Source organism: Actinoplanes sp. NPDC026670, assembly GCF_040638175.1.
GTDB lineage: Bacteria > Actinomycetota > Actinomycetes > Mycobacteriales > Micromonosporaceae > Actinoplanes.
The window spans coordinates 24852-44475 of the sequence record NZ_JBEZXU010000070.1 but is presented as its reverse complement, the minus strand read 5'-3'; the positions used below and the strand labels follow the sequence as shown (position 1 = coordinate 44475).

Here is a 19624-nt window from a genome sequence, read left to right as displayed (position 1 = left end):
GGCCGCCGTCGACGTCGGCGCCCATCGCGCACCGGGGCGGTCTCAGGCCGGGAAGACGCCGGGAAGGTCACCCGTGAGGTAGCGCTGGACGGCCGGGCCGACCGCCGCGACCAGCGTCTCCGACGGCGCCGAGGCCAGCGGTTCCACCTTGATCACGTACCGGGCCAGGGCCAGGCCGGCCAGGTGGCTGGCGGCCAGGGTGATCCGCAGGTGCGCCTGCTCCTCGTCGAGGCCCAGCTTGGGCACGGCCCGGCGCAGGATCTGGGTGATGATGAACTCGCGGAACAGCTTCGTCGTCCACTCGGTGCCGACCACGGAGCGCAGCAGCGCCACCGCCGCCGTGCCGCGCGGGCCGTCCCACATGGCCAGGAAGGCCCGGACGAACCGGACGCCGATCTCCTCCCGGTCGCCGTCGGTCGCCTCGTTGATGATGTCGACCGGGTCGATCGGCGAGTTCATCGTCTCCAGGAACAGCTTGTCCTTGGTGCCGAAATAGTGGTGGACCAGCGCCGGGTCGACCCCGGCGCCGGTCGCGATGGCCCGGATCGACGCGCCGTCATACCCCTTCTCGGCGAACGCGCTGCGCGCGGCCGACAGGATCGCCTCGCGGGTGTCCGGGTTGCCGGGCCGGCGTCCGGTCCGTCGCACCATCGCTTCAAACTCCTTAGTCGTACGGTCTACGCCGTCCTGCGCCGCAGGGTGGCCGCACCGAGGATGAGCGCCACCACGATCGCGCCCACCACGACGGTGAGGTCCCGCCACATGATGCCCGTCGGCTCGGAGTGCATGCCCACCTCGGTCAGCGCCTCCACGGAGTAGGACATCGGCAGCACGTTGCTGATCGCCTGGAGCCAGCCGGCCATGTCCTCGCGGGGCACGAACAGCCCGCAGAGCAGCAGCTGAGGCGCCACCACGAGCGGCATGAACTGCACCGCCTGGAACTCGGTACGGGCGAACGCGCTGCACAGCAGGCCGAGCGCGACCCCGAGGACGGCGTTGGCGACGGCGATCAGGATGACCAGGCCGACGCCGCCGGCGGTGTTCATGTCCAGCACCCAGTAGGCGAACCCGCCCGCCACGGCGGCCTGCGCGGTGGCCGCCACCCCGAACGCGATGCCGTAGCCGAACAGCAGGTCGAGCTTGCCGACCGGGGTGGTGAACAGCCGCTCCAGGGTGCCGGTGGTGCGTTCCCGGAGCATCGCGATGCTGGTGATCAGGAACATCACGATGAACGGGAAGACGCCCAGCATGGTGAGGGCGATCCGGTCGAAGACGTGCGGCTGCCCCTCGTACATGAAATAGATCAGGGTGATCAGCAGCGTCGGCACCACGATGATCATCGCGATGGTCCGCGGGTCGTGCCGCAGCTGGCTGAGAATGCGCTTGATCGTGCTCGCGAGGATCATGAGGTCACCGTCTCGTGCCGGCGGATCAGCTTGAGGAACGCCTGGTCCAGGTCGTCGGTGCCGGCCGACTGCTTCACGGCGGCCGGGGTGTCGTCGGCGATCAGCGCGCCCTCCCGGATGAGCAGCAGCCGGTCGCAGCGGTTCGCCTCGTCCATCACGTGGCTGGAGACCAGGACGGTGGCCCCGTCGGCGGCGAGCCGGCGGAAGTGGTCCCACAGCTCGTCGCGCAGCACCGGGTCCTGCCCGACGGTCGGCTCGTCGAGGACCAGCACCTCGGGGCGGCTGACGATCGCGCAGGCCAGTGAGGCCCGGCTGCGCTGGCCGCCGGACAGGTCGGAGACCAGCTGGTTGCGTGCCCCGGTCAGCCCGACGGCGTCGACCGCGGCGTCCGCGTCGGCCGCCTTGAGCCGGTAGAGGGAGGCGAAGTAGCGGGCGTTCTCGGCGACGGTGAGGTCGGCGTAGACGCTCGGGGCCTGGGTCAGGTAGCCGATGCTGCGGCGCAGCGGCGCCGATCCGGCCGGGTGGCCGAGCACGGTGACCGTGCCCGACGCGACGATCTGCACGCCGACGATCGCGCGCATCAGGGTGGTCTTGCCGCTGCCGCTCGGGCCGAGCAGGCCGGTGACGCTGCCCTTCGGTATGGCGCAGGAGAAGCCGTCGAGGACGGTCCTCGCTCCGCGTCGCACGACGAGGTCGCGGACCTCGATCGCGGTTTCCATGGTTCCTCCCCGGAAACTCATCAAGTGTTGAACTCAACGCTAGATGAGTTTCCGGTGGCGGGGCAAGCCCGTAACTCAACACATGATGAAATTTCCTACGTCGGCGTCGGTGAGCTGCTCGAAGTCGTCGTACCAGCGGCCCACCGCGTAGAACGGATCGGGCAGGCACAGGCAGACCACCGCGTCCGCCGTACCGGCCACCACGTCCCGGGCCTGCGGGGCGCCGACCGGCGCGGCCATGATCAGCCGGGCCGGGCCGTGCTCCCGCACCCAGCGCAGCGCCGCGTGCGCGGTCACCCCGGTGGCCAGGCCGTCGTCGACGACGACCACCGTGCGGCCGGCCGGCGCCGGGGCCGGGCGCCCGCCCCGGTACCGGTGGATCCGGCGCCGCAACTCCTCGCGCTCGGCGGCCAGCACGCCGGCCACCCCCTCCTCGGTGACCCCGGCCCAGCGCAGGTTCTCCGGGTCGAAGACGGGCGGGCCGTCCTCGGCGATCGCGCCCACCCCGAACTCCGGGCGGCCGGGCGCGCCGATCTTGCGGGCCACCACGATGTCCAGCTCGCCGCCGAGCCGTCGCGCCACCGGCCCGGCGACCGGCAGTCCACCCCGCGGCAGGGCCAGGACCAGCGGGTCCGCCCGGTCACCGAGTTCGGCGGCCAGGCGCTCGGCGAGGGCCTTCCCGGCCGCCGCACGGTTCGGGAAGATCATCTTCGTCCGTCCCTTCTGTCGGCTTCACCGGGGGACGGTTCTCCGGGTTGAGGGATACCCGCCGGTAGACCGGAAAACCCCTCAGCAGCACCCGTCCGGCACCGATCTGGAGAACGTCGAACGCTCCACGGACGGAGGTCCTGCCGCCCATGTCCATTCCCCGGTTGAACCCGTACCGCTCCGCGATCAGCCCGCCCGCCACCGTCGGCCGCCCGGTCACCCGGGATCGCAACCAGAACGCCCGCGAGGACGCCGCCTCCCTCACCGACCGCGACCGGGAGCTGATCTATCAGGCCACCGGCCAGCAGATCCGCCCCGGCGAGACCAACCCGGGCTGGATCAACTCACTGGCCGCGGCGATCGCCGCGGACCGGGCCACCGGACGGCTGGCCCCGGCCCAGGAGATCACCGCGGTCTATCTGAAAGACCTCTTCCGGCGGTACGACCAGAGCCCCACCGGACGCAACCCGATCGCCGGATACCTGGAGCCGGCCCTGCGCCACCTGGAGCAGACCGGCTCGGGCGGCGGCCGCTTGGATGTGACCGCCTAGCCGCGCTGGGTGCGCTCGACCAGGGCGGCGGCCACGTCCCGCAGCTTGCGGTTGGTGTCCTGGGAGACCCGGGTCAGGATCGCGAACGCCTCGTCCGCGGTGCACCGGCGCTCGCCCATGATGATGCCCTTGGCCTGCTCGATCACCGCCCGGCTCTCCATCGCGGCCTGCATGTGCCGGGCCAGTCCGGCGGTCGCGTCGTAGAGGTGGGCGTTGGCGAGCGCGACCGCCGCGTACCGGACGAAGGTCTGTGCCAGGTTTATCGTCGCCGGGCCGAAGACCCGCGGCACGTCGGCGTAGACGTTGAGCGCGCCGTGCAGCGCGTCGCCGATCGGCAGGCTCAGCGACAGGACGCTGCCCATGCCCGCCTCGGCGGCGTCGGCGCCCCAGCCGTCCCACCTGTCGTCGGCGGCGGTGTCCGGCACCTCGACGGTGACCCGGGTGGCGGCCGCCTCCAGGCACGGGCCGGCGGCGCGTTCGTACTGCAGCTCGTCGAGTTGGAGCGCGACCTTCCCGGTGTGGGCCGCGGTGACCGCGCCGCGCTCCCGCACCAGCGTGATCGAGACCTGCGCGGCCCCCGGCAGGATCCGGGCGGCCAGGACCGCCACCTGGGACAGCACCCCGTCGAGATCGGTCTCGCCCAGCTTGATGCGACCGAGCTCCGCGAATGCGGCAGCGGCGTCGGTCGGGTCGTGCGCCTTCAACGTCAGAGGATCCCCGCAGCGGTCCACGAGCCACCCGCGGGGCGGCCGTGCCAGTCGATCGGTGTCGTCCCGAGGGCCGGACGGCCCACGGACTCGCGCCGCTGCTTGACGCTGGTGCGCCGGGGTCGTCGACTCCGGCCGCAGGACGACGATATTACCCAACCCACCGGACGGGTACGTACGCGCCCGACGGGGTACCCCATTGGCTTGGACACCACCGACGTCATCCGGGAGCTGGGGCGCATCGACCTCGGCGAGACCCCCATGGACGCGGTCATGGCCCGGGTGGCCGAGCTGGCCCGGCGCACGGTTCCCGGGGCGTACGAGGTCTCGGTGACCCTGGTCCGCGACGGCGGCCCGCGCACGGTGGCGAGCACCGGCGAGCCGGCCGCGCTGATCGACCGCTGGCAGTACCGGAGCCATCAGGGCCCCTGCCTGGACGCCGCGGCCGACCGCACCACGGTGTGCGTCGACGACGTGGCCGCCGAGCGCCGCTGGCCCGGCTGGTCGGAGCATGCCGGAAGTGTCGGAGTGTGCAGCGCGCTCTCGGTCGGGCTGCCGATCCGGGACCGGACGATCGGGGCGGTGAACGTCTACGCCACGTCGTGCCGGGCCTTCGACGACGACGCGGTGCTGCTCGCCGAGACCTTCGCCGGGTACGCCGCGGTGGCCCTCGCCAACGCCGACCTCTACCACTCGGCAGCCGCTCTGGCCCGGCAGATGCAGTCGGCGATGGACAGCCGGGCGGTGATCGAGCAGGCCAAGGGGATCATCATGAGCCAGCGCCGCTGCGGCCCGGACGAGGCGTTCACGATCCTGTCCAAAGCATCACAGAGCGCCAACCGCAAACTGCGGGACGTGGCCGCCGGGTTGGTGGAACGAGCGCAGCGCCCTTGACAGCATATTTGTGATCGTTAACATAGCGGCAACACGTGAGTCACCGGTTCGTCCATCCCCACCGTCCAGGACGGACCGCCGCGCCCCGGCCCACCGGCGGGCGCCGCTCACCCCGCGCCCCTTTTCCCCGGAGGGACTGCCATGTCTCTTGCACGCCTCAGATCCGTCGGCGCCGTTCTCCTGCTGATCCTGGCGCTCGCCGTCGCCGTCGAATCCCGCTCGGCCACGCCGGCCCGCGCGGCGGCCACCTTCACCAACCCGGTCGCGTCCGCCCCCTACGGCGCCGACCCGTGGATGGGCTACTACAGCGGCTACTACTACCTGGCCGCGACCACCTGGAACAACCAGATCGTGATCAAGCGGGCCACCTCGGTCGCGGCGCTGCCGGGCGCCACCGAGAACGTCATCTTCACCGGCACCGCCACCGCGAGCTGCTGCAACGTGTGGGCGCCGTCGATGCACCGGCTCAACGGGCCGAACGGCTACCGCTGGTACTTCTACTACTCGGCCGGCACCGCGGCGTGCTGCGACGGGCAGCGCTCGTTCGTGCTGGAGAGCTCGGGCGACAACCCGCTCGGCCCGTACACCTTCAAGGGCCAGCTCAACGTGCAGGCCAACAACGGCTGGGCGATCGACGGCAGTGTGGCCACCATCAACGGGGCCAACTACTTCCTCTACTCGTCGTGGGTCGGTGACCTGCAGAGCCTGTTCATCGCGCCGATGAGCAACCCGTGGACGGTCAGCGCCTACGGGACGCGGATCTCGTACCCCACCTACGACTGGGAGAAGGTCGGCGGCAACACCGAGGAGGGCCCGTACGTGCTGCAGCGCAACGGGAAGACGTTCCTCACGTTCTCGGCCAGCTCCTGCAACACCCCCGACTACAAGCTCGGCCAGCTCACCCTGACCGGCACCAACCCGCTGCTGGCCAGCGCCTGGACGAAGAAGAGCACGCCGATCTTCTCCCGCTCCGACGCGAACAGCGTCTACGGCCCCGGTCACCACTCGTTCTTCACGTCACCGGACGGCACCGAGACGTGGATGGCCTACCACGCCAACGAGACCACCGCCCAGGGCTGCGGCGGCACCCGGACCACCCGGATCAAGAAGGTCAACTTCAACAGCGACGACAGCCCCAACCTGGGTACGCCGGACAAGCTCTCGACCACCCTGACCGCCCCGTCGGGTGACCCGGGCGGCACGGTCTCGTTCCCGGTCGCCGGCACCCAGTACCGCCTGACCAACCAGGCCAGCGGCAAGGTCCTGGACGCCGTCAACTGTGGCACCGCCAACGGCACCGCGATCGACCAGTGGTCGTCGCTCGGCAACAACTGCCAGAAGTGGACGTTCACGAAGACGACCAGCAACTACTACCGGATCACCAACGTCAACAGCGGAACCGTCCTCGACTCGGTCAACTGCGGCACCGCCAACGGCACGGCCCTCAACCTGTGGGCCTCGCTCGGCAACGCCTGCCAGGAGTGGAGCCTCACCCCGGTCAACGGCGGCTACCTGATCGCCAACCGCGGCAACGGCCTGGTCCTCGACGTCACGAACTGCGGCACCGCCGACGGCGTCGCGGTCCGCCAGTGGTCGTCGCTGGGCAACGCCTGCCAGCAGTGGAACATCACCACCTGATCCACCCACCGGCGGCCCGTCACCCGAAGGCGGGCCGCCACCCGTGGACGTACGCGCACCGGCCGACGCCGTCCCCCGGCTCGCGCGCGCCGTCTGCCTCCGGGCCGGGGCACCTGGTGCCCCGGCCCTTGACGTGCCCGGCTCTCAATACCGGATCGGGACGCGCCACAGCGGGGCGACGACCTCGCGGTCGGCCTGCCGGCGGATCACCAGCAGCCAGGCGATGCCGATCAGGGAGACGCCGACCAGCCCGCCCCAGGACAGCAGGGTGAACAGGTGCGGGTCCTCGGCGATGTCGGTGATCACCTGGGCGATGCTCTGCCAGCCGTCCCAGAGGGCATGCAGGACCGAGACGCCGAGGTACGTGACCAGCAGCCGCCCGGTGAACGCGAAGTGCCGCCGGCCGCTGGCCGAGAAGAGCACCCCACCGAGGATCGCCGTCCACAGCCCGTGCCCGACCGGCGCCAGCACCCCACGCAGCAGCTCGGTCTCGACCAGCGTCATCAGCGACAGGCCCTGCTGGGTGAAGAGGGCGGTGAAGGCGTACCCGGCCGACTCGAACGCGGCGAACCCGAACCCGACCGCGGCGCCGAGGATCACCCCGTCGACGGCGAACTTGTGCTGGAGTCGGCGGCAGAGGAAGGCGAGCGCGGTGAGTTTGGCGGCCTCCTCGATCAGGCCGACGCCGAGGAAGAACAGCGGGTTCGGATGCAGCAGGTAGGTCTCCAGCAGCGACGCGGCCAGCACGCCGAGGACGCCGCCGGTGACGAACGTGCTGAACAGCAGTTCCGCGGTGACCTCACCGCTGTGCCGTTTGGTGAACGCCCAGAGCACGAACGTGACCGGGACCAGGAAGCTGCCGAGCAGGACCAGAGTGGGGATGAGGTTCGGGTTGCCGGTGGCGAAGGTGACCACCACGGTCAGCAGCCAGAGTGCGAAGCCGGTCAGAAACACGCGCCGCCAGAGTTTCATGTGCGCCTCCCGCGCTGGGAATCGAGCGGCACCCGGATACCCGGCCGGGCGCCGCCCGATGCGGAAGTGAGACGTACGAGTCAGCGACGGTTGTAGATGAGGCCCAGTTTGTCCACGGCGGTCCCGGATCGTCCGTGGAACCCGGCGATCTGGAAGCCGCTCGGCGCGGTCCTGGTCACACAGTCCGACGTGGTCGTGCCGCCGGCGATGCTGTTGCCCAGGTTGGTGGTGAACTTCGCGTAGAAGATCCGGGTGTGCCCGTTGTACTGGGCCTGGCACAGATAGGCGCTGGTCACGTATTCCGACGAGCCGAGGGTCAGCGACTTGGCGGTGCCGCCGGTGCCGCCGTGCGCCAGGGCGCCGATGCTGACCTGGTCGACCCGGGAGCCGGCCCGCAGACCGACGGTGGCCGGGCGGGCGACCACCGCGTCGATGTCGTTGTAGTAGTCGCCGTGCGGGCCGCCGAACTGCTCGCTGAACTCGTACGCCGAGTTCGTCGACCAGGTGAACGACGTGCTGATCGGGAAGTGGTCGGAGAGCATCTTGCCGTCACTGGTCCGGAACCCGGCGTCCTCGTTGTGGTACCCGGTCGCGTTCAGGGTGACGAACCTGCTGCTCCGGTAGAGGATCTTGTCGACCACCTCGCAGGTGTCGGTGACCGCGGCCGCGTCACAGACCAGCGCGTCCGACCCGGCGGCGGGCGGGGTGCCGCCGCGTTCCAGCTTCACCCAGGCATCGGTCAGCCCGTTGGCCGTGACGAAGCCACGGATCGTGTCCGCCGTACGCGTATATCTGGTGTTGGTGTCGCCCATGACGACGATCGCGTTGCCGGCCGAGTGGGTGGCGATGAACGCGGACAGCTGGTTGAGGTTGTCGGCCCGTGATGCCTGGTCGCCGTCGCTGGTCCCGGCGTTGGTGTGCAGGTTGTAGAAGTCGACGTAGACACCCTCGGCGAGCCGGTGCCGGGCGAAGGTGAAGCCCTTCGGCGTCAGGCAGTCGCCGGAGTCGAACTGGCAGGAGTTCCAGTCGCCGCGCTCGAAGTCGTCGGCGTCGTAGGCGACCTTGGACAGGCTGTTGAGCCCGGAGCCGATGCCCGCGCCGCCGCTGGTCGGGGTGCGGTAGGGGTGGGTGGTGTCGGCCGCGTACAGGTAGGCGTGGTAGTTGAAGTCCTCCTGCACGTGCACGATGTCGTAGGGGGTCAGGCGCTGGCCGATCGCGGTGTGCGCGGTCTGCCGGTCGACCTCGGCGCTGGAGATGATGTCCGGCAGGCCGGCGACGTTGTAGGTGAGGACGGAGAACGAGCCGCTGGCGGCGTAGGCGGGGGCCGGCGCCAGCAGGAGCGGGCTGAGGATTGCGGCGAGCGCCACGAGAGAGCGTTTCATCGGGGGAACCTTCCGGCGGACGGAGGGAACGGTTACCGGAGAGTAGCCATCGATCGACGCCGACCGAAAGCTCCTTCGAGTTTTGTTCACGTTCACAACAGCGCGCGTTCCGTTTTAGGTCGCTTGATCCACCAAGGCTGAACGGCGATCTTGCCCCCTTGCGCCCCGATGGAGTCCCCGTGAACGTCAGCCGCCGCAGCATCCTGCGCATATCCGCCGCCGGAGCCGCCGGACTGGTCGCCGCGCCGACCCTGTTCAACAACGCCGCTTCCGCCGCCGTCGCGCCCGCCGCGACCGCCGCCGCCTTTGTCGACTCCTACAAGACCAACACCACCGCGAACCTGACCGTCGAGTCCAACGCCGCGGTCCGGATCCTCTCCGGGTTCCAGAAGGTGTGGAGCACCGGCACGACCTGGAACTCCGGCACCGTCCTCGACGCGGCGTTCCTGCGCGCCAACATCCGCTACGTCGTGCGGACCACGCGCAACCGCACCGCCGCCGAGGCCGCCCGGTCGTTCGTCGTCGACCGCCAGCACCAGAGCTACTCGGTGACTGCCGGCCTCGGCCCGCTCGCCGACGCGTACCGGGCCGGCGCGCAGGCCGTCACCGGCATCACCTCGGCCCCGGCGACCACCCCGGCGACCACGGTCAGTGACGCCGTCCCGGCCGGTGCGCCCGCCGGCTCGACGCTGGGCGCCGGCAACCCGGCCTCCGCCCTCGGCAAGGTCGTCACCCTGGTCAACACGGTTCGCGGGAACTGGTCCTCGGGCAACCCGAGCAAGTTCGCCTACCAGTACCCGCGCCCGTGGCGGATGACCGAGGACAGCGAGGTCGTCGACACCGGCGTGGTCGACGAGTTCGGCTACCCGGTCTACGACTCCGAGGTCGTCGTCACCCCGCAGTTGCTCCGGCAGCGCAGCACCAACCCGGCCGAGGACGGCGGTTACGTCAGCGGGCACACCAACGCGCTGTTCATGGCCGCGCTGGCGTTCGCGTACGCGGTCCCGGAACGCTTCCAGGAACTCGTCACCACCGCCTACGACCTCGCGCACACCCGGATCGTCACCGGCATGCACTCCCCCGCCGATGTGATCGGCGGACGGATCCTCGGCACCGCGCTCACCGCGGCGATCCTCGGCGACCCGGCCAACGCGACCCTCAAGGCCGAAGCCCGCGCCCAGGCGCTCGCCTTCTTCCAGGCGCAGGCGGGTCCGGACCTCACCGTCGCCGCGCGGTCCGGCGCCGAGCGGGACGCCAACGCTGCGATCGTCAAACCCAAGCAGTCGTACGGGCTACCCGCTCGCCGGTCGAACCTGAGGTTCGAGGTCCCGGCCGGGGCGGAGGTGTTGCTGGAGACGCGTCTGCCGTACCTCGACGCCGCCCAGCGCCGTGAGGTGCTCCGGACCACCGGTCTGGCCGCCGGAAACCCGATCCTGGACGGCCCCGAACAGTGGGGCCGGATCAACCTGTTCGCCGCCGCCGACGGTTACGGCGCGTTCGACTCGACGGTCGCGGTGACCCTGGACGCGGCCGCCACCGGTTTCGCCGCCGCCGACACGTGGCGCAACGACATCGACGGCTGCGGCGGCCTGGTCAAGCTGGGCACCGGCACGCTCACCCTGACCGGCGACAACGGCTACCGCGGCGGCACCACGATCGCCCAGGGCACCCTGGTCGCGGCGGAGAAGAAGGCCCTCGGCGACGGCGACGTGACGCTCTCCGGCGGCACCCTGCGCCTGACCGCCCCGAAGGTCCACGTGAGCGGCTCGGCCCGGCTCTCCTCGGGCACGCTCGCGCTCTCGGTCCGCCCGCACGGGGCACCCCCGCTGACCGTCGGCGACGACGTGACGATCGGCGCGAACACCACCCTGGAGGTGTCGGCCCCCACCCCCGACAGGTACGACTCCCTGGTCCCGGTCCTGAAGGCCCGCCGAATCCACGGCCGGTTCGCCCGGGTGGCCGTGACCACGCCCGGCTACCGGGCCACCCTGGTCCAGCAGGGCGACACGGTAGCCCTCCGCCTGCGCCGCGCTTAACCCCAGACCGCCAGCCGTCGCTCACAACGGTATTCGCCTCCGCATAACCGTTGTACGCGACGGCCGGGTCCCCCGGCCGTCGCCCACAGCACTTTCAGCACCCACAAAACCGCCGCCAGCGACGGCTGGAGGGCCCAGCCGTCGCTCACCACGGCCTCGGGGCACCCGAAACCGCCGTCAGCGACGGCCGAGACCGCCAGCCGTCGCCCACAGCACTTTCAGCACCCACAAAACCGCCGCCAGCGACGGCCGGGGGACCCGGCCGTCGCTGACGTGGCCTAAAAGGCCTGCTTTTCCGGGCTGAGCGACGGCCGGCGGTCAGGCGGGGTGGACCGGGATGTCCTGCAGGGCGGGATGTGCCGGTGGGGCGTCGGTTATCACGGCGGTGATCGCGGCAGGCGGGAGCACCAGGAACGGGGAGGCGGCGCCGATCTTCTCGGTGCTGGCCAGCACGTAGGTGTCGGCGGCGCGGGCGGCCAGGGCCCGTTTCATCGCCGCCTCGTCCGGGTCGCCGGTGGTCAGGCCGGCCTCGTGGTGCACGCCTGTCACGCCCAGCAGGAACAGGTCGGCGGTGACGCCCTGCGCGGCCTCGGCGGCGGCCGCCCCGCACGTCACCGCCGAGTGTTTGAAGAGCCGCCCGCCCAGGACGTACACGTCGACCGACGGATGCGTGACCAGCGCCGCCGCGACGGTCGGGCTGTGCGTGACGATCGTGGCCCGCAGCGAGCGGGGCAGCGCCGCGGTGACCGCGAGGGCCGTGGTGCCGCCGTCGAGCAGGACGGTCTGGCCCGGCTGGATCAGCGCGGCGGCCGCGGCCGCGACCCGTTCCTTGCTGCCGGTCGCCACCCCGGTCCGGGTCGCGTAGTCGGCGACCGCCGGGGAGACCGGCAGCGCTCCCCCGTAGACCCGCTGGCACAGCCCGGCCGCGGCCATCTCCCGCAGGTCGCGGCGGATGCTGTCCTCGGCGACGCCCAGTTCGGCGGCGATGTCCTTGGCGACGACCTTGCCCTCGGCGGCGAGCCGTGCGAGCAGCAGGTCACGGCGCTCAGCGGCAAGCATTCCGTGTTTCTCCTCATTGTTGTCGACTGTTGCGCGTTTTCGAGTGTAGGTTCCCGACCATGAACACACCAGGGATCAACGTGCCGGACGCCCGCGGCCGCACCGGGCTGGACCGGGCCGGCCGCGACCTCACCGGCAACCCGTCGGTGGTCGTGCGTGACGTGGAGCTGCTCGCCGCCGCGTGGCACGTGCTGCGGCGGACGACGTACGACTTCCGGCGGCGCGACGGCAGCTGGACCCGGGAGCAGCGGGAGACGTACGACCGGGGTGACGGCGCGACCGTGCTGCTCTTCGACCCGTCCCGCCGGACCGTGCTGCTGACCAGGCAGTTCCGCTTCCCGGTGTACGTGAACGGCCACCCCGACGGCATGTTCCTGGAGACCGCGGCCGGCCTGCTCGACGGCGACGACCCGGCCGAGGCGATCCGCCGGGAGGCGGCCGAGGAACTGGGGGTCACGGTCGGCGAGCTGATCGAGGTGTTCCGGGCGTGGACCAGCCCGGGTTCGGTGACCGAGCGGCTGCACTGTTTCGCCGCGCCGTACTCGGTGGAGTCCCGCACCGGCGCGGGCGGCGGTCTGGCCGACGAGGGCGAGGACATCGAGGCGGTGGAGCTGCCGTTCGACAAGGCGCTCGCGATGGTCGACTCCGGGGAGATCGCCGACGCCAAGACCATCATGCTGCTCCAGTGGGCGGCCCTGAAGGGGGTCCTTGACAGCGATCGATGACGGTCATTAAGTGTTACCGGGAGGTAACACGATGATCGTGCGCCGTGCCGTGCTCGCCGCCAGCCTGCTGGCCGCCATCCTGACCGGGCAGCCCGCTGCCGCCGCCCCGCCGTCGTGCTCGGCGCCGGCGCCGAGCGACACGAAACCCGGATACCTGGTCGCCGATCCGGACTGTGAGCTGGACGGCACCCCGTTCACCGCGCTGCCCGGCGCGACGGTCCGCACCGGGGTCAGCGCCGGCGCCGCGTACCGGATCGAGGTCCCGGAAAGGTGGAACGGGCGGCTCGTCGTCTACGCGCACGGCTACCGCGGGACCGGCACGACCGTCTACGTGAGCAACCCGGAGCTGCGGCAGCACTACATCGACGAGGGTTACGCGTGGGCGGCGTCCAGCTACGCCACCAACGGCTACGACGTGGGTCAGGGCGTCCGTGACACGTACGCGCTGACCGGTCTGTTCCGGCAGGTCACCGGCCGCCCGGCGCGGAAGGTGTTCATCTCCGGCGCGTCGATGGGCGGGCACGTGACGGCGGTCGCGATCGAGGAGTACCCGCGCACGTTCGCCGGGGCGATGCCGTACTGCGGGGTGCTGGGCGACGCCGAGCTGTTCGACTGGTTCCTGGACGCCAACGTGACGGCGGCCGCGCTGGCCGGTGTGGACTTCGAGTTCCCGTTGACGCCGGACGCCGCCTACCCGGCCCGGTTCGCCGGTCAGGTCGCCCGGATCAAGGCCGCGCTCACCGGGACCGGGGCCGGGCGGACCTGGTCGGACGTGCTGGAGCGGCGCAGCGGCGGGGAGCGGCCCGGGTTCCCGGCGGCGTACGCCTACTGGAACGCGGCCAGCCAGGGTGGGCTGCCGTTCCTGTTCAGCCTCTACCCGGGGCTGAGCGGCGGCACGGCCGGCATCGCGCCCGGAAACCTGACCGACAACCGGCGGACGGTCTACCGGTCGACCGACGGCCGCCGCCCGACCGCCGCGGAACGCGAGCTCAACGCCTCGGTTCTGCGGGTCGGGCGGACGGCGTACCCCGATCGCGGTCTTGATGGTGTCCCCCGCGTCGACGGGCGGCCGAGCGTCCCGGTGCTGTCGCTGCACGGTGTCGGTGATCTGTTCGTGCCGATCTCGATGGAGCAGGAGTACGCCCGACGCGCCGCCGCCAACGGGCGTTCCCGCCTGTTCGTCTCCCGGGCGATCCGCACCGCCGCCCACTGCGGGTTCACGTCCGCCGAGCTCACTCGTGCCTTCGACGAGCTAGTCGCCTGGACCGACCGGGGCCTTCGCCCCGCGGGCGACGCGATCCTCGACCGGCGCAAGGTGGCTTCCGCGACATTCGGTTGCCGTTTCACGGTTGGGGTACGGCCGGAGTACGCTCCGGACTCGTGCGGGCGGGGAGGAAGCGCCTGATCAGCGGCCACGCCAGAATGATCGCGACGATGGCGTAGACCACGTAGGACACCGCCCCGCCGAGCAGCCCGGACAGGTCGCCCCCGGACAGCTGGAGCGCCATCCGGCCCTGCCGTTCGGCCATCGGCCCGAGGATCACCCCGACGATCAGCGGCAGCACGGGCATCCCGAAGCGGCGCATCGCGAACCCGAGCAGCCCGAGGGTGAGCAGCAGGAACAGGTCGAACGGCTGGGCGTTGACGGCGTAGGCGCCCATCGAGGCGAAGAAGACGATCCCGGCGTACAGGTAGGGCCGGGGGATCCGCAGCAGGCGCGCCCACGCCGGGGCCAGCGGCAGGTTGAGCAGGAGCAGCATCAGGTTGCCGACGAACAGGCTGGCGATCAGCGTCCACACCAGCGTCGACTCCCGGGTCAGCAGGAGCGGGCCGGGCTGGATGCCGTACGTCTGGAAGGCGGCGAGCATGACCGCGGCGGTCGCGTTGGTGGGCAGCCCGAGCGCCAGCATCGGCACGAGCGTCCCGGCCGCGGACGCGTTGTTCGCGGCCTCCGGCCCGGCGACGCCCTCGATGGCGCCCTTGCCGAACTCCTCCGGGTGTTTGCTGAGCCGTTTCTCCAGCGCGTAGGAGAGGAAGGTGGGCAGTTCCGCGCCACCGGCCGGCATCACCCCGAACGGGAACCCGAGCCCGGTGCCGCGCAGCCACGGCTTCCAGGAGCGGCGCCAGTCGTCGCGGCCCAGCCACGGCTGACCGACCGCGATCACCTCGGCCGGGCGGCGGCGCAGGTGGGCGGCGACCCACAGGGTCTCGCCGACGGCGAAGATGCCGACCGCCACCACGATCACGTCGATGCCGTCGGCCAGTTGCGGCAGGTCCAGGGTGAGCCGGGACTGGCCGGTCACCTTGTCGATCCCGACCAGGCCGATGACCAGGCCGAGCAGCAGGGCGGAGAACCCACGGACCCGGGAGTTGCCGAGGACCGCGCTGACCGCGACGAAGCCGAGGACCATGATCGCCAGGTAGTCGGGGGCGCCCAGGTCGATCGCGAACGCCACCATCACCGGCGTGATCAGCACCAGCAGCAGGGTGCCGATCAGGCCGGCCACGAACGAGCCGATCGCGGCGGTGGCCAGGGCCTGCGCGGCCCGGCCGGAGCGGGCCATCTTGTTGCCCTCGATCGCGGTCACCACCGACGACGACTCGCCGGGGGTGTTCAGCAGGATCGACGTGGTGGAGCCGCCGTACATGCCGCCGTAGAAGATGCCGGCGAACATGATGAACGCCTGCGTCGGCTCCAGGCCGTAGGTGAGCGGCAGCAGCAGGGCCACCGTCATCGCCGAGCCGATGCCGGGCAGCACGCCGACCGCGGTGCCGACGGTGACGCCGATCAGCGCGACCAGCAGGTTCATCGGCGTGAGGATGTGCCCGAAGCCGTCCAGCAGCTGGGTCAGGTCGTTGATCACAGGATTCCCTGAAGTATTCCGGCGGGCAGATTCACGCCGAGACCGATCGCGAACCCGTAGAAGGTGATCAGCGCCAGGGCGATCGAGACGGCGGCGGTGAGCAGGTGCCGCCGGGCGCCGAGGGCGAACGCGGTCGACCAGAACAGCACCGATCCGCTGATCACCCAGCCGAGCGGCTCGATCAGGACCGCGTTGACGGCGAACGCGAGCGCCACCAGCAGCACGGTCCGCCAGTCGATCGGCGAGGTGGGGTCGACGTCCTCGCCGCCCTCCGGCTCACCACGGCCGCCGCGGCGCACGTCGAGGGCGTAGACGGCGGCGGCGATCAGCAGCAGAACCCCGAGCAGGAACGGCACCGGGCGCGGGCCGATCGGGTCGTTGCTGCTGGTGGCGCTGGTGGTGTTGACGGCGTCGACGATGACGAGGACGCCGGCCAGGGCCAGGAACGCGCACATGCCGTACTGCGCGCGATCCCGGCCCCGGCCGCTCACCGGAGGAGGGGCCTGCTCCGGCGAGCCGGTCGGCGACGGCTGGCTCATGCCAGTCCGAGACCGGTCAGGATGTCGGCGACCGCCTTGTCCTGGTCGGTGAGGAAGGTGGCGAACTGGTCGCCGGTGACGAACGCGTCGGTCCAGCCGTGCTTGGTGAGCTCGGCCTTCCAGGCGTCGGTGCCGTGCATCCGGGTCAGCGCGTCGATCCAGGTCTGCTTGTCGGCGTCGGTGATCCCGGGCGGGGCGACGATGCCGCGCCAGTTGGTGAAGATCAGGTCGATGCCGGACTCCTTGAGCGTCGGCACCTGGGCGACCGCGTCGATCCGCTTCTCGCTGGTGACCGCGAGGACCCGGACCTGCCCGGCCTCCACCTGGTCGAGGAACTCGCCGACACCGCTGGCGCCGAACGCGATCTTGCCGCCGAGCACGGCCGGGAGCAGTTCGCCGCCACCGTCGTAGGAGACGTAGCTGACCTGGCGGGCGTCGATGCCGACGGCCTGAGCGAGCTGCATCGGCAACAGGTGGTCGGGACCGCCCGGGGACGAGCCGCCGCCGACCGCGATCTTCTTCGGGTCGGCCTTCCAGGCCGTCACCAGGTCGGTGATGGTCTGGTACGGCGAGTCCTTGGCCACCACGATCGCGCCGGGCTCCTCGATCACCTTGGCCAGCGGGGTGGTCTCGGTGAGCTTCGCCGGGGACTTCTGCGTGTAGGAGGCACCGACCACGCCCAGCCCCATCTGCATGGCGAGCTTGCCGTTGCCCTTCTCGTTGACGGTCCGCTGCAACCCGACGGTGCCACCGGCGCCGGACAGGTTGAAGACCTCGACCCCGGAGGCGATCTTGTCGTCCTCCATGATCTTGGCGATGCTGCGGGCCGTGGTGTCGTACCCGCCGCCGGGGCTGTTCGGCACCATCAGCCGCAGCCCGGCGACCGGCCCACCGCCGGCGCCGTCGCTACCCTTATCCGCGGTCGCGCCGCACCCGCCCGCCGCCACCAGAGTCGCGGCGGCGGCCATCCCCAGAAAAGCCCTGGCCAGAGATTTCATCGCGGTTTCTCTTTCGTTTCGTCGATGACCGGCGCGATGATGGTGGCCCTTCGGCGGCCGCCCGGTCTGCGTTGTGACGACAACGGAGGTTGAGTTCATTGTGGTCGTGACTTTCCGGCGAACGACCCTGGCCGGACAGCTGCTCGCCCTCCAGGTGACGATCATCCTGGTCGTGCTGGTGGCGGTGGCGGCGCTGACGCTGGCCCAGTCGGCGGCCGCGTTCAGCAGCGTCGAGGGCCGTCGGGTGGCCGCGCTGGCCGAGCAGCTGGCCGACAATCCGCTGGTCCGGGACCGGCTGCCGCGCCCGGCGCCGGGCGAGACGCTGGCCCCGGTGGTGCAGGCGTTCCGCACCCAGTCCGACGTCACGTCGGTGACCATCGCCGACGCCCGTGGCATGGTGGTCAGCTCGACCGACCCGATCCTGGTCCGCACCCTGCTGCCGCTCGGCGACCCGGGGGTGGCCGAGGGCCGCGGCTGGTCCGGTGAGCTGGCCGTTGACGGGTCGCGGGAGCTGGTGGCGCAGGTGCCGGTGCTGAGCGCCGAACCGGGCACCCTCGGGCAGCGGCTGGGCACCGTGATGATCGGCGAGCGGTCGCCGACGATCTGGCAGCGGGCCCGCGACGGCGCCGGCAACCTCGCCATCTTCCTGGGGATCGCCAGCCTCGTCGGGATCGCCGGGTCCTGGCTGGAGGCGCGGCGGATCAAGCATCAGACGCTGGGGCTGGAGCCGCGGGAGATCGCCGGGCTGGCCGAGTACCGGGAGGCCATGCTCTACGGGATCGCCGAGGGGGTGGTGGCGCTCGACCCGCAGCACCGGATCACGATGGTCAACGCGGTCGGCCGGACCCTGCTCGATCTGCCCGAGGACGGCGCCGGGCGCAGTCTCGCCGAGCTGGGCATCGACGGGCGGCTGCACGACGTGCTGACCGGCAGTGAGAAGGGCGAACGCGACGAGGTGGTGGTCCGCGGCGGCCGGGTGCTGGTGATGAACCGGATGGACGTCACCAAGGACGGGCGGCGGCTCGGTTCGGTGACCACCCTGCGGGACCGGACCGAGCTGGCCCGGCTGGAACGGGAGATGGGATCCTTCCGCAGTTCGACGGAGGTGCTGCGGGCGCAGGCGCACGAGTTCGCCAACCAGCTGCACACCATCTCCGGACTGATCCAGATCCGTGACTACGACGAGGTGGTGCGCTACGTGAACGCGCTGGCCAAGCACCGGGAGTCGCTCGACCTGACGCTGACCAGCCGGATCCACGACACCGCGGTGGCGGCGCTGCTGATGGCGAAGTCGGCGCAGGCCGCCGAGCGCCGGGTCCGGCTGCGCATCTCGGAGAACACCCACCTGGGCCGGCTGCCGGCGGACCGGTCGGCCGACGTGGCCACGGTGGTCGGCAACCTGGTCGACAACGCGGTCGACGCGGCCGCCGCCGGTGATCCGTCCGTGGCCGGTGACCCTTCTCCAGCAGGTGATCCGGCCCGGGATGCCTGGGTGGAGGTCGAGCTCCGGCAGGACACCACGGCTGTCGAGATCGTGGTCCGGGACTCCGGGCCGGGAGTGGCGCCGGAGCTGGCGCAGGAGGTGTTCTCGCACGGGTTCACCACGAAGGCCGCCCAGGGTGGCGAGCGTGGCATCGGGCTGGCGCTGACCAGGCTGATCTGCAAACGGCACGGCGGTGAGGTGGCCGTCACGAACACACCCGACGGCGCCATGTTCACCGCCCGGCTGACCGTCCCGGAGAGGGTGGCCACATGATCGGCGTCCTGGTCGTCGACGACGACTTCATGGTGTCGCGGATCCATCGGGGGTTCGTCGAGCAGGTGCCCGGGTTCCGGGTGGTCGGTACCGCGCACACCGGGCAGGAGGCGATCGACGCGGCCGCCACGCTCGCGCCCGACCTGATCCTGCTCGACCTCTACCTGCCGGACATGTTCGGTCTGGACGTGGTGGTGCGGTTGCGGGCGGCCGGCCACGACTGCGACGTCATGGTGATCACCGCGGCCAAGGAGGCCGACGCGGTCCGCTCGGCGGTCCGTCACGGGGTGGTGAACTACCTGCTCAAGCCCTTCGGGGTGGACGATCTGCGGCAGCGGCTCGAACAGTACGCGCGCCGCCGCACCGGGCTCGGCGAGGTGCGGGTCCGGGACCAGGCCGACGTGGACCGGGCGCTGGCCCGTGCCGCGGCGCCCACGGCCGGGCTGCCCAAGGGGCTCAGCCCGGAGACGGCACGGCTGGTCGAACAGGCGCTGCGATCGGCGGCCGAGACCCTGTCCGCGGCCGAGTGCGCCGACCGGATCGGGATCTCCCGGGTCAGCGCCCGGCGGTACCTGGAACACCTGCGCGACAGCGGGCGCGCCGAGGTGCGGCTGCGCTACGCGGTCCCCGGACGACCGGAGCACCGTTACCGATGGGTCAGCGGCTGACG

Annotated in this window: 19 protein-coding genes; 8 read left to right on the top strand and 11 right to left on the bottom strand. The window is 71.4% G+C overall.

Annotation, left to right across the window (positions count from 1 at the left end):
• Positions 1–42 precede the first annotated feature (42 nt).
• The 4 genes from AB0E94_RS42955 to AB0E94_RS42940 form a co-directional block, all read right to left on the bottom strand.
• Positions 43–651 (bottom strand): TetR family transcriptional regulator, encoded by a 609-nt coding sequence (locus tag AB0E94_RS42955; RefSeq protein WP_360338977.1) that lies wholly within the window; start codon positions 649–651, stop codon positions 43–45.
• A gap of 26 nt (positions 652–677) precedes the next feature.
• Positions 678–1406, bottom strand: a complete 729-nt coding sequence (locus AB0E94_RS42950; protein WP_360338974.1) for an ABC transporter permease — start codon at positions 1404–1406, stop codon at positions 678–680.
• Positions 1403–2125 carry an ABC transporter ATP-binding protein gene (locus AB0E94_RS42945; protein WP_360338971.1) on the bottom strand — a complete coding sequence of 241 codons (723 nt, stop codon included), beginning with the start codon at positions 2123–2125 and terminating at the stop codon, positions 1403–1405. The genes AB0E94_RS42950 and AB0E94_RS42945 overlap by 4 nt, the downstream gene beginning before the upstream one ends.
• Before the next feature lie 75 nt (positions 2126–2200).
• On the bottom strand, positions 2201–2833 hold the full coding sequence (locus AB0E94_RS42940; RefSeq protein WP_360338968.1) for a phosphoribosyltransferase family protein: 633 nt from the start codon (positions 2831–2833) through the stop codon (positions 2201–2203).
• Positions 2834–2982: 149 nt separating this feature from the next.
• On the opposite strand from AB0E94_RS42940, the gene AB0E94_RS42935 reads away from it, so the two are divergent.
• Positions 2983–3384: a hypothetical protein gene (locus tag AB0E94_RS42935; RefSeq protein ID WP_360338965.1), complete on the top strand. Its 402-nt coding sequence runs from the start codon at positions 2983–2985 to the stop codon at positions 3382–3384.
• On the opposite strand, the gene AB0E94_RS42930 is transcribed toward AB0E94_RS42935, so the two are convergent.
• Entirely contained in the window at positions 3381–4088 is a 708-nt protein-coding gene (locus AB0E94_RS42930) for a GAF and ANTAR domain-containing protein (protein ID WP_360338962.1), read from the bottom strand. The two genes, AB0E94_RS42935 and AB0E94_RS42930, sit on opposite strands and share 4 nt — an antisense overlap.
• A 264-nt stretch (positions 4089–4352) precedes the next feature.
• Here AB0E94_RS42930 and AB0E94_RS42925 point away from each other — a divergent pair, with 264 nt between their 5' ends.
• Positions 4353–4985 carry a GAF and ANTAR domain-containing protein gene (locus tag AB0E94_RS42925; protein ID WP_360339019.1) on the top strand — a complete coding sequence of 211 codons (633 nt, stop codon included), beginning with the start codon at positions 4353–4355 and terminating at the stop codon, positions 4983–4985.
• 141 nt (positions 4986–5126) lie between these two features.
• Positions 5127–6623 (top strand): family 43 glycosylhydrolase, encoded by a 1497-nt coding sequence (locus tag AB0E94_RS42920; RefSeq protein ID WP_360338959.1) that lies wholly within the window; start codon positions 5127–5129, stop codon positions 6621–6623.
• A 144-nt stretch (positions 6624–6767) separates the two neighbouring features.
• On the opposite strand, the gene AB0E94_RS42915 is transcribed toward AB0E94_RS42920, so the two are convergent.
• Together AB0E94_RS42915 and AB0E94_RS42910 are read right to left on the bottom strand one after the other, a co-directional pair.
• On the bottom strand, positions 6768–7595 hold the full coding sequence (locus AB0E94_RS42915; protein ID WP_360338956.1) for a PrsW family glutamic-type intramembrane protease: 828 nt from the start codon (positions 7593–7595) through the stop codon (positions 6768–6770).
• Positions 7596–7675: 80 nt separating this feature from the next.
• Positions 7676–8977, bottom strand: coding sequence for a jacalin-like lectin (locus tag AB0E94_RS42910; RefSeq protein ID WP_360338953.1), 1302 nt, complete (start codon positions 8975–8977; stop codon positions 7676–7678).
• 179 nt (positions 8978–9156) lie between these two features.
• Between AB0E94_RS42910 and AB0E94_RS42905 the strand changes: the two genes are divergently transcribed.
• Positions 9157–11013 (top strand): phosphatase PAP2 family protein, encoded by a 1857-nt coding sequence (locus AB0E94_RS42905; RefSeq protein WP_360338950.1) that lies wholly within the window; start codon positions 9157–9159, stop codon positions 11011–11013.
• A 318-nt stretch (positions 11014–11331) separates the two neighbouring features.
• Here the strand turns inward: AB0E94_RS42905 and AB0E94_RS42900 are convergent, their stop codons facing one another.
• On the bottom strand, positions 11332–12072 hold the full coding sequence (locus tag AB0E94_RS42900; protein WP_360338947.1) for a DeoR/GlpR family DNA-binding transcription regulator: 741 nt from the start codon (positions 12070–12072) through the stop codon (positions 11332–11334).
• A 59-nt stretch (positions 12073–12131) separates the two neighbouring features.
• Here AB0E94_RS42900 and AB0E94_RS42895 point away from each other — a divergent pair, with 59 nt between their 5' ends.
• Together AB0E94_RS42895 and AB0E94_RS42890 are read left to right on the top strand one after the other, a co-directional pair.
• A complete protein-coding gene (locus tag AB0E94_RS42895) occupies positions 12132–12797 on the top strand; it encodes an NUDIX domain-containing protein (RefSeq protein WP_360338944.1) in 666 nt (221 codons plus the stop codon).
• Positions 12798–12828: 31 nt separating this feature from the next.
• On the top strand, positions 12829–14202 hold the full coding sequence (locus AB0E94_RS42890) for a phthalyl amidase (RefSeq protein WP_360338941.1): 1374 nt from the start codon (positions 12829–12831) through the stop codon (positions 14200–14202).
• Here AB0E94_RS42890 and AB0E94_RS42885 read toward each other — a convergent pair.
• From AB0E94_RS42885 to AB0E94_RS42875, 3 genes are read right to left on the bottom strand one after another with little or no spacing between them, the layout of a single operon-like run.
• A complete protein-coding gene (locus AB0E94_RS42885; protein WP_360338938.1) occupies positions 14141–15661 on the bottom strand; it encodes a tripartite tricarboxylate transporter permease in 1521 nt (506 codons plus the stop codon). The genes AB0E94_RS42890 and AB0E94_RS42885 overlap by 62 nt on opposite strands.
• The gene (locus tag AB0E94_RS42880) at positions 15658–16200 is read right to left on the bottom strand and encodes a tripartite tricarboxylate transporter TctB family protein (protein ID WP_360338935.1); all 543 of its coding nucleotides are present in this window, start codon (positions 16198–16200) and stop codon (positions 15658–15660) included. Before AB0E94_RS42880 ends, AB0E94_RS42885 begins: the two co-directional genes overlap by 4 nt.
• A complete protein-coding gene (locus tag AB0E94_RS42875) occupies positions 16197–17198 on the bottom strand; it encodes a tripartite tricarboxylate transporter substrate binding protein (protein WP_360338932.1) in 1002 nt (333 codons plus the stop codon). The genes AB0E94_RS42880 and AB0E94_RS42875 overlap by 4 nt, the downstream gene beginning before the upstream one ends.
• A gap of 106 nt (positions 17199–17304) precedes the next feature.
• On the opposite strand from AB0E94_RS42875, the gene AB0E94_RS42870 reads away from it, so the two are divergent.
• Together AB0E94_RS42870 and AB0E94_RS42865 are read left to right on the top strand one after the other, a co-directional pair.
• Positions 17305–18954, top strand: a complete 1650-nt coding sequence (locus tag AB0E94_RS42870) for an ATP-binding protein (RefSeq protein WP_360338929.1) — start codon at positions 17305–17307, stop codon at positions 18952–18954.
• The gene (locus AB0E94_RS42865; RefSeq protein WP_360338926.1) at positions 18951–19622 is read left to right on the top strand and encodes a response regulator; all 672 of its coding nucleotides are present in this window, start codon (positions 18951–18953) and stop codon (positions 19620–19622) included. Before AB0E94_RS42870 ends, AB0E94_RS42865 begins: the two co-directional genes overlap by 4 nt.
• Positions 19623–19624 lie beyond the last annotated feature (2 nt).

Bases quoted from the DNA above. Each gene is read 5' to 3' on its own strand.
- AB0E94_RS42900 (WP_360338947.1), bottom strand. From the start codon at position 12,072: ATGCTTGCCGCTGAGCGCCGTGACCTGCTGCTCGCACGGCTCGCCGCC.
- AB0E94_RS42940 (WP_360338968.1), bottom strand. From the start codon at position 2,833: ATGATCTTCCCGAACCGTGCGGCGGCCGGGAAGGCCCTCGCCGAGCGC.
- AB0E94_RS42895 (WP_360338944.1), top strand. From the start codon at position 12,132: ATGAACACACCAGGGATCAACGTGCCGGACGCCCGCGGCCGCACCGGG.
- AB0E94_RS42910 (WP_360338953.1), bottom strand. From the start codon at position 8,977: ATGAAACGCTCTCTCGTGGCGCTCGCCGCAATCCTCAGCCCGCTCCTG.
- AB0E94_RS42935 (WP_360338965.1), top strand. From the start codon at position 2,983: ATGTCCATTCCCCGGTTGAACCCGTACCGCTCCGCGATCAGCCCGCCC.
- AB0E94_RS42925 (WP_360339019.1), top strand. From the start codon at position 4,353: ATGGACGCGGTCATGGCCCGGGTGGCCGAGCTGGCCCGGCGCACGGTT.
- AB0E94_RS42880 (WP_360338935.1), bottom strand. From the start codon at position 16,200: ATGAGCCAGCCGTCGCCGACCGGCTCGCCGGAGCAGGCCCCTCCTCCG.
- AB0E94_RS42890 (WP_360338941.1), top strand. From the start codon at position 12,829: ATGATCGTGCGCCGTGCCGTGCTCGCCGCCAGCCTGCTGGCCGCCATC.
- AB0E94_RS42915 (WP_360338956.1), bottom strand. From the start codon at position 7,595: ATGAAACTCTGGCGGCGCGTGTTTCTGACCGGCTTCGCACTCTGGCTG.
- AB0E94_RS42950 (WP_360338974.1), bottom strand. From the start codon at position 1,406: ATGATCCTCGCGAGCACGATCAAGCGCATTCTCAGCCAGCTGCGGCAC.
- AB0E94_RS42945 (WP_360338971.1), bottom strand. From the start codon at position 2,125: ATGGAAACCGCGATCGAGGTCCGCGACCTCGTCGTGCGACGCGGAGCG.
- AB0E94_RS42920 (WP_360338959.1), top strand. From the start codon at position 5,127: ATGTCTCTTGCACGCCTCAGATCCGTCGGCGCCGTTCTCCTGCTGATC.
- AB0E94_RS42875 (WP_360338932.1), bottom strand. From the start codon at position 17,198: ATGAAATCTCTGGCCAGGGCTTTTCTGGGGATGGCCGCCGCCGCGACT.
- AB0E94_RS42865 (WP_360338926.1), top strand. From the start codon at position 18,951: ATGATCGGCGTCCTGGTCGTCGACGACGACTTCATGGTGTCGCGGATC.
- AB0E94_RS42955 (WP_360338977.1), bottom strand. From the start codon at position 651: ATGGTGCGACGGACCGGACGCCGGCCCGGCAACCCGGACACCCGCGAG.